This window comes from Coleofasciculus sp. A1-SPW-01 (assembly GCF_040217205.1).
In the GTDB taxonomy this organism is placed as follows: Bacteria; Cyanobacteriota; Cyanobacteriia; order Cyanobacteriales; family Coleofasciculaceae; genus Coleofasciculus; species Coleofasciculus chthonoplastes_A.
This window is the reverse complement of the sequence record NZ_JAVJNP010000045.1, coordinates 78,419-92,907: the sequence shown is the minus strand read 5'-3', so window position 1 is coordinate 92,907 and position 14,489 is coordinate 78,419. Positions and strand designations below refer to the sequence as shown.

The window sequence follows — 14,489 nt, the reverse complement described above, 5'->3', positions numbered from 1 at the left end:
CCAAATAAGATAGTGCAATACCCCGGAAGTACCAGGCATAATAATCGTCAGGTTGAATTTCTAGGGCTTTGTCATAGCTAGCGATCGCTTCCTCATATCTTTCCAAGTGATACAGCGCATAACCTTGATGATCCCAGACAGAATTATCGTCAAGTTGAAGTTCAAGGGCTTTGTCGTAGCTGACTAGAGCAGCTTCGTACCTTGCAAACCGAGATAAAGTTATCCCCCGTATTAACCAGATTTGGTAATTTTTGGGTTGGAGTTTTAAGAGTTGGTCACAGCTAGCCAGTGCCTTCTGATAATTATTGCCAATCACATAACTTAACCAAGTTGTACCTATTAAAACAGGATTTGACTCGAAGTCTTGACAACCATCTTCAAGAGTTTCGTGAATTAATTCTTGACAGTAAATTAATGCCGTATCAAGTTCACGGTTGGCAAGCAAAAGTAAAATTTGCGTAAAAAACAAATCTTTTTTCTTGTCGTAGTTTTTATATACCTCACAAAATTCTTTAATTTCAAATATTTTTTGTTTTATTTCTGAGGTATTCATCTTTAAAATATCTTCAGAGTTTATTTGAGAAAGAATGCGGCTTGCTTCTTGCTCAACTAAATCTGAACTCGCCGGAAATTCCCACACTCCCGAACGCCAATCAAAAAAATCTGGAGCGCGACGGATAAAGTATTTAAGAGCGTATAACGGCAGCAGAAAAACAAAGCAAATCGGGAAATCATCGCGGAATCGTTCTCGCTGAAGGTTCAAATGACCTAAAATTCTCGGTACAGTGTCTTCCTTATAATAGTCACCTTCTCCCCCAATCCCCGGCTTGATATAATCCACCAAAGATTTTTCAATTCCTTTGATAAACAAAATATCCAGCTTGTCTTTGTTCGGGAGATTGTCAATAATTTCGTAGAGATTATCAATAGGCTTGTCTAAGGATAAAACATCAACTGTTTTCTGGGGAACATCCTTTCGTACTCTGGCAATCAATCGTTCCCCTTGGGCAGGAGAACAGCGGACAAACAGCAAGCCAAATCCTCTGCGCCGCTTTAAAGCACGCCGTAGCGGTTGATACTCTTCCCCTAAATCGATAGGAAAATCATCAATAAAATTGGCTGGGATTGGCTTCATCGAGATTATGCTGATTTTCTTTTCTTCATTGTATCAAGCGCCTCTCGAAATTCATCAATTTCTTTAATCAATGGGTGGGTAAGCTGTCATGCATTTAAATTGGGTATTAGTAGCGAGCAAGATGCTCGCACTACAAGGCTTTCGCCGTTATTGATATTAAGGTTTAAATGCCGAACAGCTTATCATGCCAGCGCTTGATTTCTCCCCTTTCATCGACATGGCGATATTCTAACAAACAGCGGTTAAATAATAAATTTCGATAATCAAGATCGTTAGGAATGCTTTTTGAAACCGAAACTTCGGCTAACTTCTGCCAGTCCTCTGCATCTACTGCATTACGATAGTTATTACGGGCTTTGGTAATCGCTCGTTGCACAGCATTGTTAGTAATGGAAATCATCTGTCCAGTCGAGTGCTGTTTGCATCAATTGCATCACTTCCCGCACATGACCCCCACTCGCCAGACACAATCGCTCAATGGTTTCAGATTTATCAAAAATTTCGGTATCCAGGGAAGCATCAGGGGCAAATTGACCCACTCGCTTACCTATCAATTCTTTGAGTGTTTTTAATCCAGGTTCATAAACCGAGTCATCAGTATTTCGTACCATAATCATCGGTAAAACTTGGCAGTCTCCGTAGTTATCGCGCACCTGTGTGGCTCGATTCGAGTAGACTGTTTCCAGGGATACTTCGGTCAAAGCTAAATCCTTCAGAGATTGCCATCGCCCTTTTAACCACTCTTGCAAGGGTTGGGGACTCGCCAGATTTTTGAGTTCTTCCAAAATATGCCGAGTACAAGCGAGGAGAATATCGGTATATTGGGCATCTTCCGAGTCAATATCTTCCTGATCCGCCGCAAAGTAAACGACCAAAAAACCTTTTTCTTCCAGATGCTTTTTGAGCCGTTTGAGTTCTGTTGATTTACCGACTCCTCGATGTCCCGTGTACAGTTGACAAGTGGGTTGTTTTGATCGGATAATTTTCTTGCCCAACTCGCGAAAAATATTCTCATCTCCCCGGACTTGATGACAGTCCACATAAACGGGATCATCGGGTTCTAACGGTTGAAATGGATCGAAGGCGTTGTAAATATTAGTAATTAACTCTTCGCTCATCAGCTTCCTCACTTATTGTTTCCGGGATATTATCATTAATTTATCACTCTACTGGACTGACACAGCTAAAATTGTGGAAAATATTTGACCGTGAAATTGGGCGCACGTCTGTGCGCCCCTACAATTCTAATCTACCATTTTAGCTGTGCCACGCCACTACTACCGCTTGTCCCAACTGCTTCAAAATCCGTAGAACCTCGCTTAACTCATGTCGCCTGGGAAACAACGAAAAAGTCCGTGATACATCATACTCTGGACTATCTCCTTGACTCAGCTTTAAAAACACAAACTCATCCCCATTTGTCGCCATACCAAAGGCTGGACTCCCTCTCTGCGGACTCGCTAACATATAAGCCAGTAACTGCGGTAAAGCTGCTGGAACTGGAATACTGGTTCGCTTCGACTCAATCACCAAAATCCAAAGTTGTTCTTGTACAACTAGCGTATCAATAAAACCGCGAATCGTTTCTTCAGGATCATCAAGTTCTAACCCAACCCCATAAGGCGAACGAATGCGGAAAGGCGGATCAAGAAATCCTGCAAGTTCTAATAGTGGCGAAACCACCAGCAGATTGATTGTACCTTCCAATAACAAACCATCGCCGCGATGATAATCATAGCGTTGTTTAATGCGAGTAACACCCGCCTGTTCTCGTTCGTCGAGTTCGGGTAAATCATCAACCCACTCACTGAAAAAGCGATCATCATCCGCTTGACGCAAATTACAGCGCACCCGCAGATCATTTAAGCTTTTTATAGTATCAGTAATTCCTACACCTGTAACCATCGGTTTCTGTTTATTTGTTAACCTGAGTTTAGCAAACTGTTCTAGGACTTACGCAAAGGCTCTATTTGTAGGGTGTGTTAGCGTAGCGTAACGCACCTTTACCCCCATCCGTGGTGTGTCTGCGTAAGTCCTGTGTTCAAGATCCCCCATCTCCTCCAAGCCAGTGATACCAAATCTGAGTTGACTACCCCCTTGATAATCTATCTAGTTTGCACATTCTTCTGTCGTTTACCTTCTACCTTTTTGTTATGGTTCGGATTAACCTCCTAGATACTCGCACAACTAGCTTCGGCGATTTAATCAGCAACGGAAAAATCTATCGAGTCCCGCCGTTTCAACGGGATTATTCCTGGACAGAGGAGAATTGGGAAGACCTGTGGCAGGATATTTTAATGCTGCATAATAATGTTAGTGTCAGTCATTATATGGGAGCAATTGTCCTGCAACGTTCTGGGACGACTGATCAATCGTTTACCATTATTGACGGTCAGCAACGCCTAGCCACACTCAGTATTATTGCCGTTGCTGTTATTAAAATGCTCCAACAGCTTGTCGAGAAAGATATTGAGCCTCAAGCCAATCAAGAACGACAAGAAATTCTCAAGCGGACTTATCTCGGTGATCGCGATCCTCGTTCTCTACGATACTCAAGTAAACTGATTTTGAATGAAAATAATAATGATTTTTATCAAAGTAATTTAGTTAACCTGAGAAAACCCCTAAATATTCGTTCTCTCTCGAAATCCAATCAACTCCTATGGCAAGCTTTTGAATACTTCTTCACTCAATTAGAAAAACTGCCAGAGGTGACTCAAGATGGCGAAAAATTGGCAATGTTTATTACCGATACAGTGGCTCAAGGACTGCTGTTAATTCAAATCAGTGTTGAAGATGAACTGAATGCTTATACGGTTTTTGAGACATTAAATGCTAGAGGAATAGAGTTAACCTCCACTGACCTGTTGAAAAATTACCTCTTCTCACTCTTTCGAGGACCTGATGACTTACAAGAAGCACAGCGCCAATGGCGACGCATTATCAATACCGTTCAGATGGAGAAGTTCCCAGAATTTCTGCGTTACTATTTGAGTTTAAAACATACTCGAGTGCGGCGTGAACGTTTATTCAAGCTGGTTCGATCATCGGTTAATGATGCAACCAAAGCGTTTGATTTATTGGATCAGCTTGAGAACTTTAGTAGTTTATATGTCGCCCTTAGCAATCCCAATGATGAATTCTGGCGTGATACTCCGGAGAACCAACCTTACATCCGTGAGTTGAATTTATTTCGAGTCAAACAGGCTTACCCGACTCTATTTGCTGCCTATCAGCAGTTTTCTCCGGAAAATTTCACGCGCTTACTCAAGCTCATCGTTGTCATCTCGTTCCGCTATAGTATTGTTAGCCGCTTAAATCCGAATGAACTGGAATCAGTTTACAATACTGTTGCCACTAATATTGCTGAGGGAACTATCACAACGCCACGACAAGTATTTGATACACTTCGTCCGGTTTATGTCACCGACGAAAAATTTCAACAAGACTTTTCTTTACTCTCAATCTCGACAAAAGGGCAAAAGCGTAAACTCGTTCGTTATATTCTCAGCCAGTTAGAGGCAGATGCATCAGGGATACAGGTAGAGGAAAATAGTTTTTCTATTGAGCATATTCTCCCGGAAGTGCCAACTGATGAATGGCGGCAATATTTCACTGAGCGGCAATTAGAGGAAATGGTTTATCGTCTGGGAAATCTGACGCTATTAGAACCCTCGTTTAATCGGGATATCGGACAAAAAAACTATCATAGTAAGCAAGAAAAATATCAGCAGAGCGTCTATCAGCTCACTCAACGAATTACGGCTGAAGAATGGAACCCGGATACAATTGCTGCACGCCAGAGGCATTTTGCCCAACGTGCTGTTCATATTTGGCAATCGGATTTTTTATAGCTCAGACTCTGCTAATATTTTAAACATGAGGGCAAATAAATAAATTGATGTTTGTCGGTTAAATTAACCATCTGTTTAACGCCATTGATAACCGCCGCGATCGCACCATGATAGTGTAGGGGCGGGTTTAGGGATTAAATCAGTGGACACACCCCATATAAAACAACAAAACCCGCCCTATTCTTAACTTTTATTACCCGATGGTAGAGACGTTGCATGTAATGTCTCTACACAGTATCTTGCAATCGCGCCACTAACTCCGCACGCGCTGATACATTTAGCTTGCGGAACATCCGTTTCAGCGCCTGTTTCACAGAATTTTGAGTAATCCAAAGTTCAGCACCAATCTCCGCATTTGTCAACCCCTTGGCAACTAAATCAGCAATTTCCCGTTCCCGTGGAGTGAGGCGATTAGCGACGAGAGACTGGGATTTTTTGGCTTGCGATCGCAAGGTAGCCAGACGGGATGATAAATGCAAACATAATCCGGTTAAGTCAGCCAAGTCTTTATAATCAAACGCAGGTGCATCAGAAGCACGGGCAAAATATACCCCACCCATTAAACGCCCCCCACTGACAATCGGACCCATCATCACATGTTCGTGATCGTAGCGAGCATAACAATTCTGGTACAGTTCAGATTGTTTCCAAACCTCTGGAGAGAATACCAGTTGTTCATGGGCGGGAGCATGGTGTTCTATGACGTAGCGTAACACCGGATCGACCTTCCGCGCCAGCTTATTGTAATCGGCGACAAACCCCTCCGTATCCGCTCCCCCTTGCATCTGCACCTCAGCCGCGTGAGAATCTTCGTTGAGCAGACACAGCCCCCAATACTGCGCCTGAAAATGCTCCCCTAATTCGTCCATAATTTGCAGGCGAAGTTCCTGCTCATCACGAGCATCTGCGATCGCTTGGAAAAAACTGTGGAGAGAACGGTTCATCGTACTTGGCACGGTCATAATCTATCATTTTGAACGAATTGTTAAATAAGTCAGCATGGTTTAACCTGAACGCTTAGGAGAGTTCATTTTTTTATCTGGGTGAACAGTAATTACAGTATAGCGACATTATCTTGACGCTAAAATTTTTATTTTGATATAATTTGTCATTTTTATATGCTACTCTGAAGAGGTACTACCACAGTAGAGTAGCTAGGAGTGAGAAATCTACTCTTGATGATCTGACGGGCTTTGAGCAATAAAAGCCTTAGCCAATCACAACACCTCCAAGACAATTAATGGTCCCTCGGTTGAGTCGTACCGATAAACCGTTTTTCGCGCTGGATACGACTGACACAGCCAATTCATTGACCCAAAGGAGGAGTATTAATGAACATTCAAGCACTCGATATTAAAGTTGGCGATCGCATCATTGCCTACTGCAAGAATAAGAGGCAACCCTGTACGGTGCAACGGTTACTCGATTCGACCCCTAACACGATCACACTAAAAGTATCTACCTGTACCCGTGTCCATTATCGGGAATCAGCCTCTTGTGTGATTCAGTTTCACCGAGAGGCTGTGGTTGAAATGGCTAACTTAAACAGAAGTTTATCCAAAACGATTTAACAGGAAGCTTGCCAGGAAATGATTTCAAGTATTTAGAGAAAATTATAAATTGTCGAGATACTTGGCAATTACCAAAAAGTCTCCTGATGAGTGAAAAAAAAAGTTAAAAGAAACTAATTGAAATGACAATCAGAAAAGAAACGGCTTTAATTTACTGCGAAAATCAATTTAGTTTAGCCGACGGAAAAACTGCTGCTGGGTTGGTTCGACACTCTGAACGGTATACAATTGTTGGGGTGATTGATAGTTCACGAGCGGGTAAAGACGCAGGGGAAGAATTAGGGCAAGAAAAGAATGGTATACCCATTTTTGCTAATTTAAATGAAGCATTAATTAACCTTTCAGAGGTTCCCAACTGTTACATTTATGGCAAAGCTCCTTTAGATGCCTTTATATCCCAGGCAGAACGGCTTCTTATCTTAGAAGCCATGGAAAAAGGAATGGATATCATTAACGGTCTTCATCAGTTTTTCTCTGAAGATCAAGAGTTTACCCAGATGGCTGCCCAACATAATATCCAAATTAAAGATATCAGAAAACCTCCACAATTACAAGATTTGCACGTCTTTACGGGTCAACTCTCTAAAATTAATGTTCCTGTAATCGCCATATTAGGTACAGATTGTGCTTGCGGCAAAATGACAACCGCAATAGAACTCAACAAGTCCCTCAAGACTCTCGGCATAAAGTCAGTATTGGTAGCGACGGGTCAAACTGCTTTGATGCAGGGAGCAATGTATGGCATATCGATTGATGCTCTGATTTCCCAATTTGTGATTGGTGAAATAGAAAACTCTATTATTCAAGCCTTTGACAACGAACGTCCCGACATCATTTTAGTTGAGGGACAGAGTGCCGTTAGTCATCCCGCTTTTATGAGTTCTCTCGGCATCTTGAAAGGAAGTATGCCCGATGGTATTATCCTTCAACATCCACCAGCTAGGAAATTTCGGTGCGATTTTCCTCATTTGCCAATGCCAACTGTTGAGAGCGAAATTAAACTGATTGAAGCGATTTCTCAAGCTAAAGTTATGGCGATTGCATTAAGCCATGAAAACCTAGCAGATGAAGAGATTTTGACAATCATAGAGGATTATGAGAGGCAGTTTCAATTACCGACAATGGATGTCTTGAATCATGGATGCCAAAAAATCATTCAAGCCTTAGGTGATCATTTTCCAAACCTGAATCAAACCATCAAGCGGAAGAGTTTAGAAAAAATGCCTGTATTGGGAATGAGGTAGACGTAATCGTCTGGAAATAATCAATGAAATTGTTTATGCCAAGGATAGAAATTTCTCTATCTCAAATACGGGACAATGCCCGAATGCTATGTGAACTTTATGGACACAGAGGAATTTCATTGATGGGAGTCTCCAAAGCAGTGCTAGGAGAACCTTCTATTGTCGAGGCAATGATTCAAGGTGGAGTCAAATTTATTGCTGACTCTCGCATTGAAAACATTCAAAAAATGAAAAATGCTGGGATATCCACTCAGTTTGTGCTTCTACGCACTCCTTTCAGTCAGGCTGAAGCTGTGGTTACAAGTGTAGACATTAGTCTAAACACTGAAATCGAGACGATTAAGCAACTTTCCTATTATGCAAAAGTACATAATAGAAATCATCAAATAATTGTGATGGTAGAGTTGGGAGATCTGCGGGAAGGCGTACTTCCTGGTGATCTTTCTCAATTTATCAGGAAAATTCTTTCTCTATCCCGGATAAAAATTGTTGGTATTGGCTGCAATTTGGCTTGTTATGGTGGAGTAAAGCCAGACAAGAAAAATATGCATAAATTGTCTGAACTGGTTAATGGCATCCAAAAAGAATTTCAGATTAATTTGGAAATAATATCCGGCGGTAATTCGGCTAATTATGAATGGTATAAATCTGCTCAATATATCGGCAATATCAACAATCTTCGCTTGGGTGAATCCATTCTTTTAGGGCGCGAAACTGTGAACCGAAAAGCGATTCCAGGTTTACACACAGAGGCATTCAAACTCGTTGCCGAAGTTATTGAGTCCAAGACAAAGCCCTCCCTACCATTTGGCGAGATCTGTCAAGATGCTTTTGGAAACGTTCCTAGTTTCTCAGATCGAGGAATTAGCCAGAGAGTGATTATTGCTTTGGGAAGGCAGGACGTTCTGGTATCTAGCTTGAAATCGAAGAAAAAGCTAGAAATACTAGGAGCTAGCAGTGATCATATTATTCTCGACGGCAAGAACCACAACTTACAAGTTGGAGATGAAGTGAATTTTAACCTGGATTACGGCGGTCTTCTGTCCGCGATGACTTCTCCTTTTATTAGAAAGCAATTTATCCTGGCAACTGAAGCTATAATTCCTGTGGTTAAAACGTTAAAAATGGTCTCACCTATAAATTAGAAGTTGTAAGTCAATAAACGGGGTTGATGTTAAAATCTTTGCCGTTTAACTCATATCTTGCACCACTCACTATTTGCCCCTGCTCCCCAGTGGCGTAGTTGACGCAGACAGTACCCACTTGGGGTCTATACAGGCTAGATAGTCCCGACTATGCTAGTTTACAGAAACGCAAAAGTAAACATATAGGAGAAGCAGATGGTTGGAGTTCAAACATCAGCGCGTGATTTCTTTCGGGCGGCGTATGAGAACCGCTACACCTGGGATAACAACTTTCCCGGTTACACCGCAGATGTGACATTCAAACAGGATGATCAAGTGGTTACAGGGAAGGTTCGGGTGAACCCGGATATGAAAGCCGAAGTCTTTGATGTCGAAGACGAAGACGCCAAGCAAGCGATTCACTCTCAACTCTGGGAAACCGCGATTCACCGGGTTCGCCGTTCCTTTGAAGACACCCACGGGAAAAACACCTTCTCCTTCGGCGATACCGATGAGACAGGTGCTGTGGAACTATTAATGGGCGGTAAAGCAGAAGGCGATCGCTATAAAGTCCGTGATAATGAAGTAACCCACGTCCACCGTCACATTCACGGCGTTGTCGTTACGATTAATACCTTTAGTTCCCACAACACGGGCGAAGGTTATCTTTCTCACCGTTATGATTCCGTCTACCACGACCCCAAAACGGGTGAACAAAAGGGCGGTAAAAGTGTGTTTGAAGATAATTACGAAAAGGTTGGCGACTATGTTATCCTGACCCAGCGGATTATTCGTACAGAAACTGATGGAAAAGAGTCCGTTCAGGAGTTTAATTTCTCAAATATCAAACTTCTGTAAATGGTAAATAATTCCCTGATTTTTCCTGAGTCCGCCTCGGCGGGCTTTGTTTGTTTAGTTTCGCGATGTTAACCGTTCGAGTTCCCTCCCCTTGGCAAGGGGAGGGTTAGGGAGGGGTTGATTTAGGGAAGGTTAGGGAGAGTTCTATCTCAAAGTATTTTCCACCTGCAATCAAAATGTTGCTCTCGCTTAAGCCTTCAGCCTTCAAGACGTTGGGTCTTCCGTTTTGTTTTTTAAACCAAAAAATCCAAAGAACCCGAAAAATCCATATAATCCCGGATTAGAAATAATCAAGCCTAGCAATCCCAAAAAACCCAGGAAACCTAAATATCTGAGTTTTGACACTTTTGTGTTTTCGCTTGTGTTTGCCATCTTCTTGTTCGCTGTTCTTGTTTCTATTATTATTAATATCCAATGCTCAGGGCTTTTGCCCTCCTACTACTGAGTGAATTCAACTGGATGATTGATCATCAGGGGTCTAGCAACGAATCGCAAAACCTGTGTAGAGACGTTGCATACAACATCTGGAACAATCTGGACAAAATCAGGATTTTATCTCCTAGACCCATTAAGATCAATGTATGAAGAAATCGTTCGGGCTTGGGTCTATGAAACGCATCGTCTTAATCGCTGGGTTTGAATCATTCAACGCCGACTTGTATCGCCAAGCGGCTGATTGGGCGACAAAGCGCTGTACAGACTTGGATATCCGCGTATTTAGCGACCAATCCTTGACCACAGAACCGGATATCGTCGCCGCCGCCCTCCAGGATGCTGATGTCTTCTTCGCCAGTCTGCTGTTTGATTATGACCAAGTATTATGGCTGCGGGAGAGAACCCAACATATCTCCATCCGCCTTGTCTTTGAATCCGCCCTAGAATTAATGAGTCTGACTCAAATCGGGGCGTTTAAAATTGGCGATAAGCCCAAAGGAATGCCCAAGCCGATTAAGTTTATTCTGGATAAATTTAGTAATGGACGAGAAGAAGATAAACTCGCGGGTTACATTAGCTTTCTGAAGACGGGTCCCAAGCTGCTGAAATATATTCCGGCGAAAAAAGTTCAGGATTTACGCAACTGGCTGATTATCTACGGCTACTGGAATGCTGGTGGTTCCGAAAACGTTGCTTCAATGTTTTGGGTACTCGCTGAAAAATACTTAGGATTACAAGTGGGAGACATTCCACCGCCAGTCGAAACTCCAAACATGGGTTTATTACATCCCGATTATGATGGATATTTTACCTCGCCACAGCATTATCAGGAGTGGTATCGGCAAAAGCAAAATAATGCTTCCTCCCCCTCTAACACCCCCCTTATTAAGCAGGGCTGGGGGGGATCTCTTCCCATTGTCGGGATTCTCCTCTATCGCAAACACGTTGTCTCTAAACAACCGTATATTCCCCAATTAATTCGCCAGTTTGAGAACGCTGGATTAATCCCCGTCCCTATCTTTATTAATGGTGTGGAAGGACATGTGGCGGTGCGCGATTGGCTGACCTCGGCGGATGAAACTGCCCGACGAAAACTGGGTACAATTGATACATTATCCTTATCCAAAGATGCTGTTGAAGTTGACGCGATTGTTTCTACAATTGGCTTTCCATTAGTCGGAGGACCCGCTGGTTCTATGGAGGCGGGGCGTCAAGTTGAGGTAGCAAAACGCATTCTCACAGCAAAAAATGTTCCCTATATTGTCGCCGCACCGTTACTGATTCAGGATATTCACTCTTGGACGCGACAAGGAATTGGTGGCTTGCAATCTGTCGTATTATATGCATTACCAGAATTAGATGGGGCAATTGACACGGTTCCTCTGGGGGGATTGGTGGGAGAGGATATTTATCTGATTCCCGAACGGGTGAAACGCTTGACGGGACGCCTGAAGCGTTGGATTGAACTGAGACAGACACCCGCTTCAGAACGGAAAATTGCCATCATTCTCTATGGTTTCCCGCCCGGATATGGGGCGACAGGAACAGCAGCTTTACTCAATGTACCGCGATCGCTCTTGAAAGTCCTCCACGCCCTCAAGCAGCAAGGCTATACCGTGGGCGAGTTACCTGAGGATGGCGAAGAACTGATTCGCCGCGTCAAAGCAGCCGATGAAGCCATTAGCCATGAGGATTTAGCGACAAACTCCGTCAACGTTAAAACCCTGGAAAAATGGCTCGGCTATCTCTTGACAACTCGCATCGAAAAGCAGTGGAAATCCCTCACCGGAACCGGAATTAAAACTTACGGCGATGACTTCCAAATTGGTGGAATTCAATTAGGAAATATTTGGATAGGTGTGCAACCTCCGTTAGGTATTTCAGGTGATCCGATGCGGTTAATGTTTGAACGGGATATGACTCCTCATCCTCAATATGCCGCGTTCTATAAATGGCTACACCATGAGTTTCAACCTCATGCAGTGGTTCATTTCGGGATGCATGGAACCGTGGAATGGTTACCGGGTTCTCCTTTAGGCAATACCGGGTATTCCTGGTCAGATATTTTGCTGGGAGATATTCCCAATCTCTATATTTATGCTGCCAATAATCCCTCGGAATCCATTTTAGCCAAACGGCGCGGCTATGGTGTCCTAATTTCCCATAATGTTCCCCCCTATGGGCGGGCGGGATTGTATAAAGAATTAGTCGCGCTGCGAGATTTAATTGCTGAGTACCGAGAAGACCCAGACAAAAATTATGCGTTAAAACCTGACATTTGTCAGAAAATTGTGGATAGTGGCTTAGATGCTGATTGTCCCTTTGATCAGGCGAAGAAATTAGGGATTCCGTTTACACCCGATAATATCCGCTTGTTCAGTGCTGAGGCATTTAATCATTATCTGGTCAAATTGTATGAATACTTGCAAGTGGTAGAACAACGCCTATTTTCATCCGGATTACATACTTTGGGCGAACCCCCGAACCCAGAAACGTTGGCTAGCTATTTAAATGCTTATTTTGGCGATAATGGCGCATCTAGTTTAATTAAGGAGGTAATAGATAAACTCGGAGATGCTCAAACCACTCAATTATCTTCTGTGGTTAAGGATAAAAATAGTCATGCCGATTCCCTTGCCACTGAAATAGAAACAATTGCCCACTTATTACAGCAAAACACCGATGAACTGACGAACCTGTTACGGGGATTAAATGGAGAATACATTCCCCCAGCACCGGGCGGTGACTTATTACGAGATGGTGTAGGCGTATTACCAACCGGACGAAATATTCATGCCTTAGACCCCTATCGGATGCCCTCACCGGGAGCCTATCAACGAGGACGAGACATTGCCCAAAAAATTATCGCCCAACACCTCCAAGAACAGGGAGATTATCCGGAAACGGTGGCGGTTATGTTATGGGGATTAGATGCGATTAAAACTAAAGGAGAATCCTTAGGAATCCTACTCGAATTAGTGGGTGCAGAACCCATCAAAGAAGGAACGGGGCGAATTGTTCGCTATGAGTTAAAACCCTTAGCAGAATTGGGACATCCCCGGATTGATGTATTGGCAAATCTATCGGGTATTTTCCGAGATAGTTTTGTGAATATTATTGAATTACTCGATGATTTATTTAAACGGGCGGCGGAGGCGGAGGAACCAGAAGACCAGAATTTTATCCGTAAACATGCTTTAGCTTTACAAGCCCAAGGAATCGAGAATAATTCTGCCCGATTATTTTCTAACCCGGCTGGTGATTTTGGTTCCTTAGTGAATGAACAAGTGACGGATGGAAACTGGGAATCGGGAGAGGAATTAGGCAAAACCTGGGAAAGTCGCAATGCGTTTAGTTATGGGCGTCAAGATAAAGGACAAGCGCGTCCAGAAGTTCTGACTCAGCTATTAAAAACAACCAGCCAGGTGGTTCAGGAAATTGACTCCGTGGAATACGGTTTAACTGATATTCAGGAATACTATGCCAATACCGGAGGATTGAAAAAAGCGGCTGAGAAACAACGGGGAAAGAAAGTCAGCGCCAGTTTTGTAGAAAGTTTTTCTAAAGATACAACCCCGCGCCAATTAGATGACTTACTGCGATTAGAATATCGGACTAAGTTACTGAACCCGAAATGGGCAGAAGCCATGGCAAGTCAGGGTTCAGGTGGTGCTTATGAAATCTCCCAACGGATGACAGCGTTAATTGGGTGGGGAGGAACCGCCGATTTTACCGATGATTGGGTGTATGATCAAGCAGCAGATACTTATGCCTTAGATGCAGAAATGGCAGAGAAGTTAAGACAGGCAAATCCTGAGGCATTTCGGAATATTGTTGCCCGGATGTTGGAGGCAAGTGGACGAGGATTTTGGCAACCCAGTGAGGAGAAGTTACAGAAGTTGCAGGCGTTGTATGAGTTGACGGATGAGGAATTAGAAGGGGTGACGGTTTAAAGGATAATTTAGTGGCTGAATTATCCAATTGTCGTGGCGTGGCAAACCTGATTGGATCAATTAACGTTACGCCTGGAAACTGTAGGGGCGCAAAGCTTTGCGCCCGACTTAATAGTAAAATCTATGCCACCATTTTAGTAGGGTGCGTTGCTGGCGTGGTACACCTTATTTGATGAATTAGATTCGGCTTGTAGTAGGGAACCTTAGCCCTATATTCTGTTGGGTTTCCTATCGTCAACCCAACCTACAAGTTAATGGTAAAATCTATGCTACCTTTTTAGCCAGTAGGGTGCGTTAGCAAAGCGCAACGCACCA

General features: G+C 43.1%; 12 protein-coding genes. 6 read left to right on the top strand and 6 right to left on the bottom strand.

Annotated features, from left to right (window positions below; genetic code table 11):
- From RH949_RS08155 to RH949_RS08140, 4 genes are all read right to left on the bottom strand, one after another.
- The coding region (locus RH949_RS08155) for a tetratricopeptide repeat protein (protein ID WP_446352497.1) at positions 1–1,135 on the bottom strand (1,135 nt) is incomplete at its 3' end.
- A gap of 163 nt (positions 1,136–1,298) precedes the next feature.
- Positions 1,299–1,535, bottom strand: a complete 237-nt coding sequence (locus tag RH949_RS08150) for a hypothetical protein (RefSeq protein WP_232231636.1) — start codon at positions 1,533–1,535, stop codon at positions 1,299–1,301.
- Positions 1,519–2,253 (bottom strand): ATP-binding protein, encoded by a 735-nt coding sequence (locus tag RH949_RS08145; protein ID WP_446352496.1) that lies wholly within the window; start codon positions 2,251–2,253, stop codon positions 1,519–1,521. The genes RH949_RS08150 and RH949_RS08145 overlap by 17 nt, the downstream gene beginning before the upstream one ends.
- Positions 2,254–2,392: 139 nt before the next feature.
- Complete coding sequence (locus tag RH949_RS08140; RefSeq protein WP_446352495.1) at positions 2,393–3,040, bottom strand: type I restriction endonuclease subunit R; 648 nt, start codon at positions 3,038–3,040, stop codon at positions 2,393–2,395.
- Positions 3,041–3,288: 248 nt separating this feature from the next.
- On the opposite strand from RH949_RS08140, the gene RH949_RS08135 reads away from it, so the two are divergent.
- The gene (locus RH949_RS08135; protein ID WP_446352494.1) at positions 3,289–4,989 is read left to right on the top strand and encodes a DUF262 domain-containing protein; all 1,701 of its coding nucleotides are present in this window, start codon (positions 3,289–3,291) and stop codon (positions 4,987–4,989) included.
- A gap of 227 nt (positions 4,990–5,216) precedes the next feature.
- Here RH949_RS08135 and RH949_RS08130 read toward each other — a convergent pair whose 3' ends face one another.
- Positions 5,217–5,951, bottom strand: coding sequence for a helix-turn-helix transcriptional regulator (locus RH949_RS08130; protein WP_006098879.1), 735 nt, complete (start codon positions 5,949–5,951; stop codon positions 5,217–5,219).
- A gap of 369 nt (positions 5,952–6,320) precedes the next feature.
- Here RH949_RS08130 and RH949_RS08125 point away from each other — a divergent pair, with 369 nt between their 5' ends.
- From RH949_RS08125 to RH949_RS08110, 4 genes are all read left to right on the top strand, one after another.
- Positions 6,321–6,560 (top strand): hypothetical protein, encoded by a 240-nt coding sequence (locus RH949_RS08125; RefSeq protein WP_006098945.1) that lies wholly within the window; start codon positions 6,321–6,323, stop codon positions 6,558–6,560.
- 122 nt (positions 6,561–6,682) lie between these two features.
- Positions 6,683–7,804 carry a DUF1611 domain-containing protein gene (locus RH949_RS08120; RefSeq protein ID WP_006099026.1) on the top strand — a complete coding sequence of 374 codons (1,122 nt, stop codon included), beginning with the start codon at positions 6,683–6,685 and terminating at the stop codon, positions 7,802–7,804.
- A 23-nt stretch (positions 7,805–7,827) separates the two neighbouring features.
- The gene (locus RH949_RS08115; RefSeq protein WP_446352493.1) at positions 7,828–8,949 is read left to right on the top strand and encodes an alanine/ornithine racemase family PLP-dependent enzyme; all 1,122 of its coding nucleotides are present in this window, start codon (positions 7,828–7,830) and stop codon (positions 8,947–8,949) included.
- A gap of 195 nt (positions 8,950–9,144) precedes the next feature.
- Positions 9,145–9,786, top strand: coding sequence for a DUF3386 domain-containing protein (locus RH949_RS08110; protein ID WP_446352492.1), 642 nt, complete (start codon positions 9,145–9,147; stop codon positions 9,784–9,786).
- A gap of 204 nt (positions 9,787–9,990) precedes the next feature.
- Here the strand turns inward: RH949_RS08110 and RH949_RS08105 are convergent, their stop codons facing one another.
- Positions 9,991–10,158, bottom strand: coding sequence for a DUF3796 domain-containing protein (locus tag RH949_RS08105; RefSeq protein WP_315897217.1), 168 nt, complete (start codon positions 10,156–10,158; stop codon positions 9,991–9,993).
- A 236-nt stretch (positions 10,159–10,394) separates the two neighbouring features.
- Between RH949_RS08105 and bchH the strand changes: the two genes are divergently transcribed.
- Positions 10,395–14,174, top strand: coding sequence for a magnesium chelatase subunit H (gene bchH, locus RH949_RS08100; RefSeq protein ID WP_446352491.1), 3,780 nt, complete (start codon positions 10,395–10,397; stop codon positions 14,172–14,174).
- Positions 14,175–14,489 lie beyond the last annotated feature (315 nt).

Bases quoted from the DNA above. Each gene is read 5' to 3' on its own strand.
- RH949_RS08150 (WP_232231636.1), bottom strand. From the start codon at position 1,535: ATGATTTCCATTACTAACAATGCTGTGCAACGAGCGATTACCAAAGCC.
- RH949_RS08145 (WP_446352496.1), bottom strand. From the start codon at position 2,253: ATGAGCGAAGAGTTAATTACTAATATTTACAACGCCTTCGATCCATTT.
- RH949_RS08140 (WP_446352495.1), bottom strand. From the start codon at position 3,040: ATGGTTACAGGTGTAGGAATTACTGATACTATAAAAAGCTTAAATGAT.
- RH949_RS08135 (WP_446352494.1), top strand. From the start codon at position 3,289: ATGGTTCGGATTAACCTCCTAGATACTCGCACAACTAGCTTCGGCGAT.
- RH949_RS08130 (WP_006098879.1), bottom strand. From the start codon at position 5,951: ATGACCGTGCCAAGTACGATGAACCGTTCTCTCCACAGTTTTTTCCAA.
- RH949_RS08125 (WP_006098945.1), top strand. From the start codon at position 6,321: ATGAACATTCAAGCACTCGATATTAAAGTTGGCGATCGCATCATTGCC.
- RH949_RS08120 (WP_006099026.1), top strand. From the start codon at position 6,683: ATGACAATCAGAAAAGAAACGGCTTTAATTTACTGCGAAAATCAATTT.
- RH949_RS08115 (WP_446352493.1), top strand. From the start codon at position 7,828: ATGAAATTGTTTATGCCAAGGATAGAAATTTCTCTATCTCAAATACGG.
- RH949_RS08110 (WP_446352492.1), top strand. From the start codon at position 9,145: ATGGTTGGAGTTCAAACATCAGCGCGTGATTTCTTTCGGGCGGCGTAT.
- RH949_RS08105 (WP_315897217.1), bottom strand. From the start codon at position 10,158: ATGGCAAACACAAGCGAAAACACAAAAGTGTCAAAACTCAGATATTTA.
- bchH (WP_446352491.1), top strand. From the start codon at position 10,395: ATGAAACGCATCGTCTTAATCGCTGGGTTTGAATCATTCAACGCCGAC.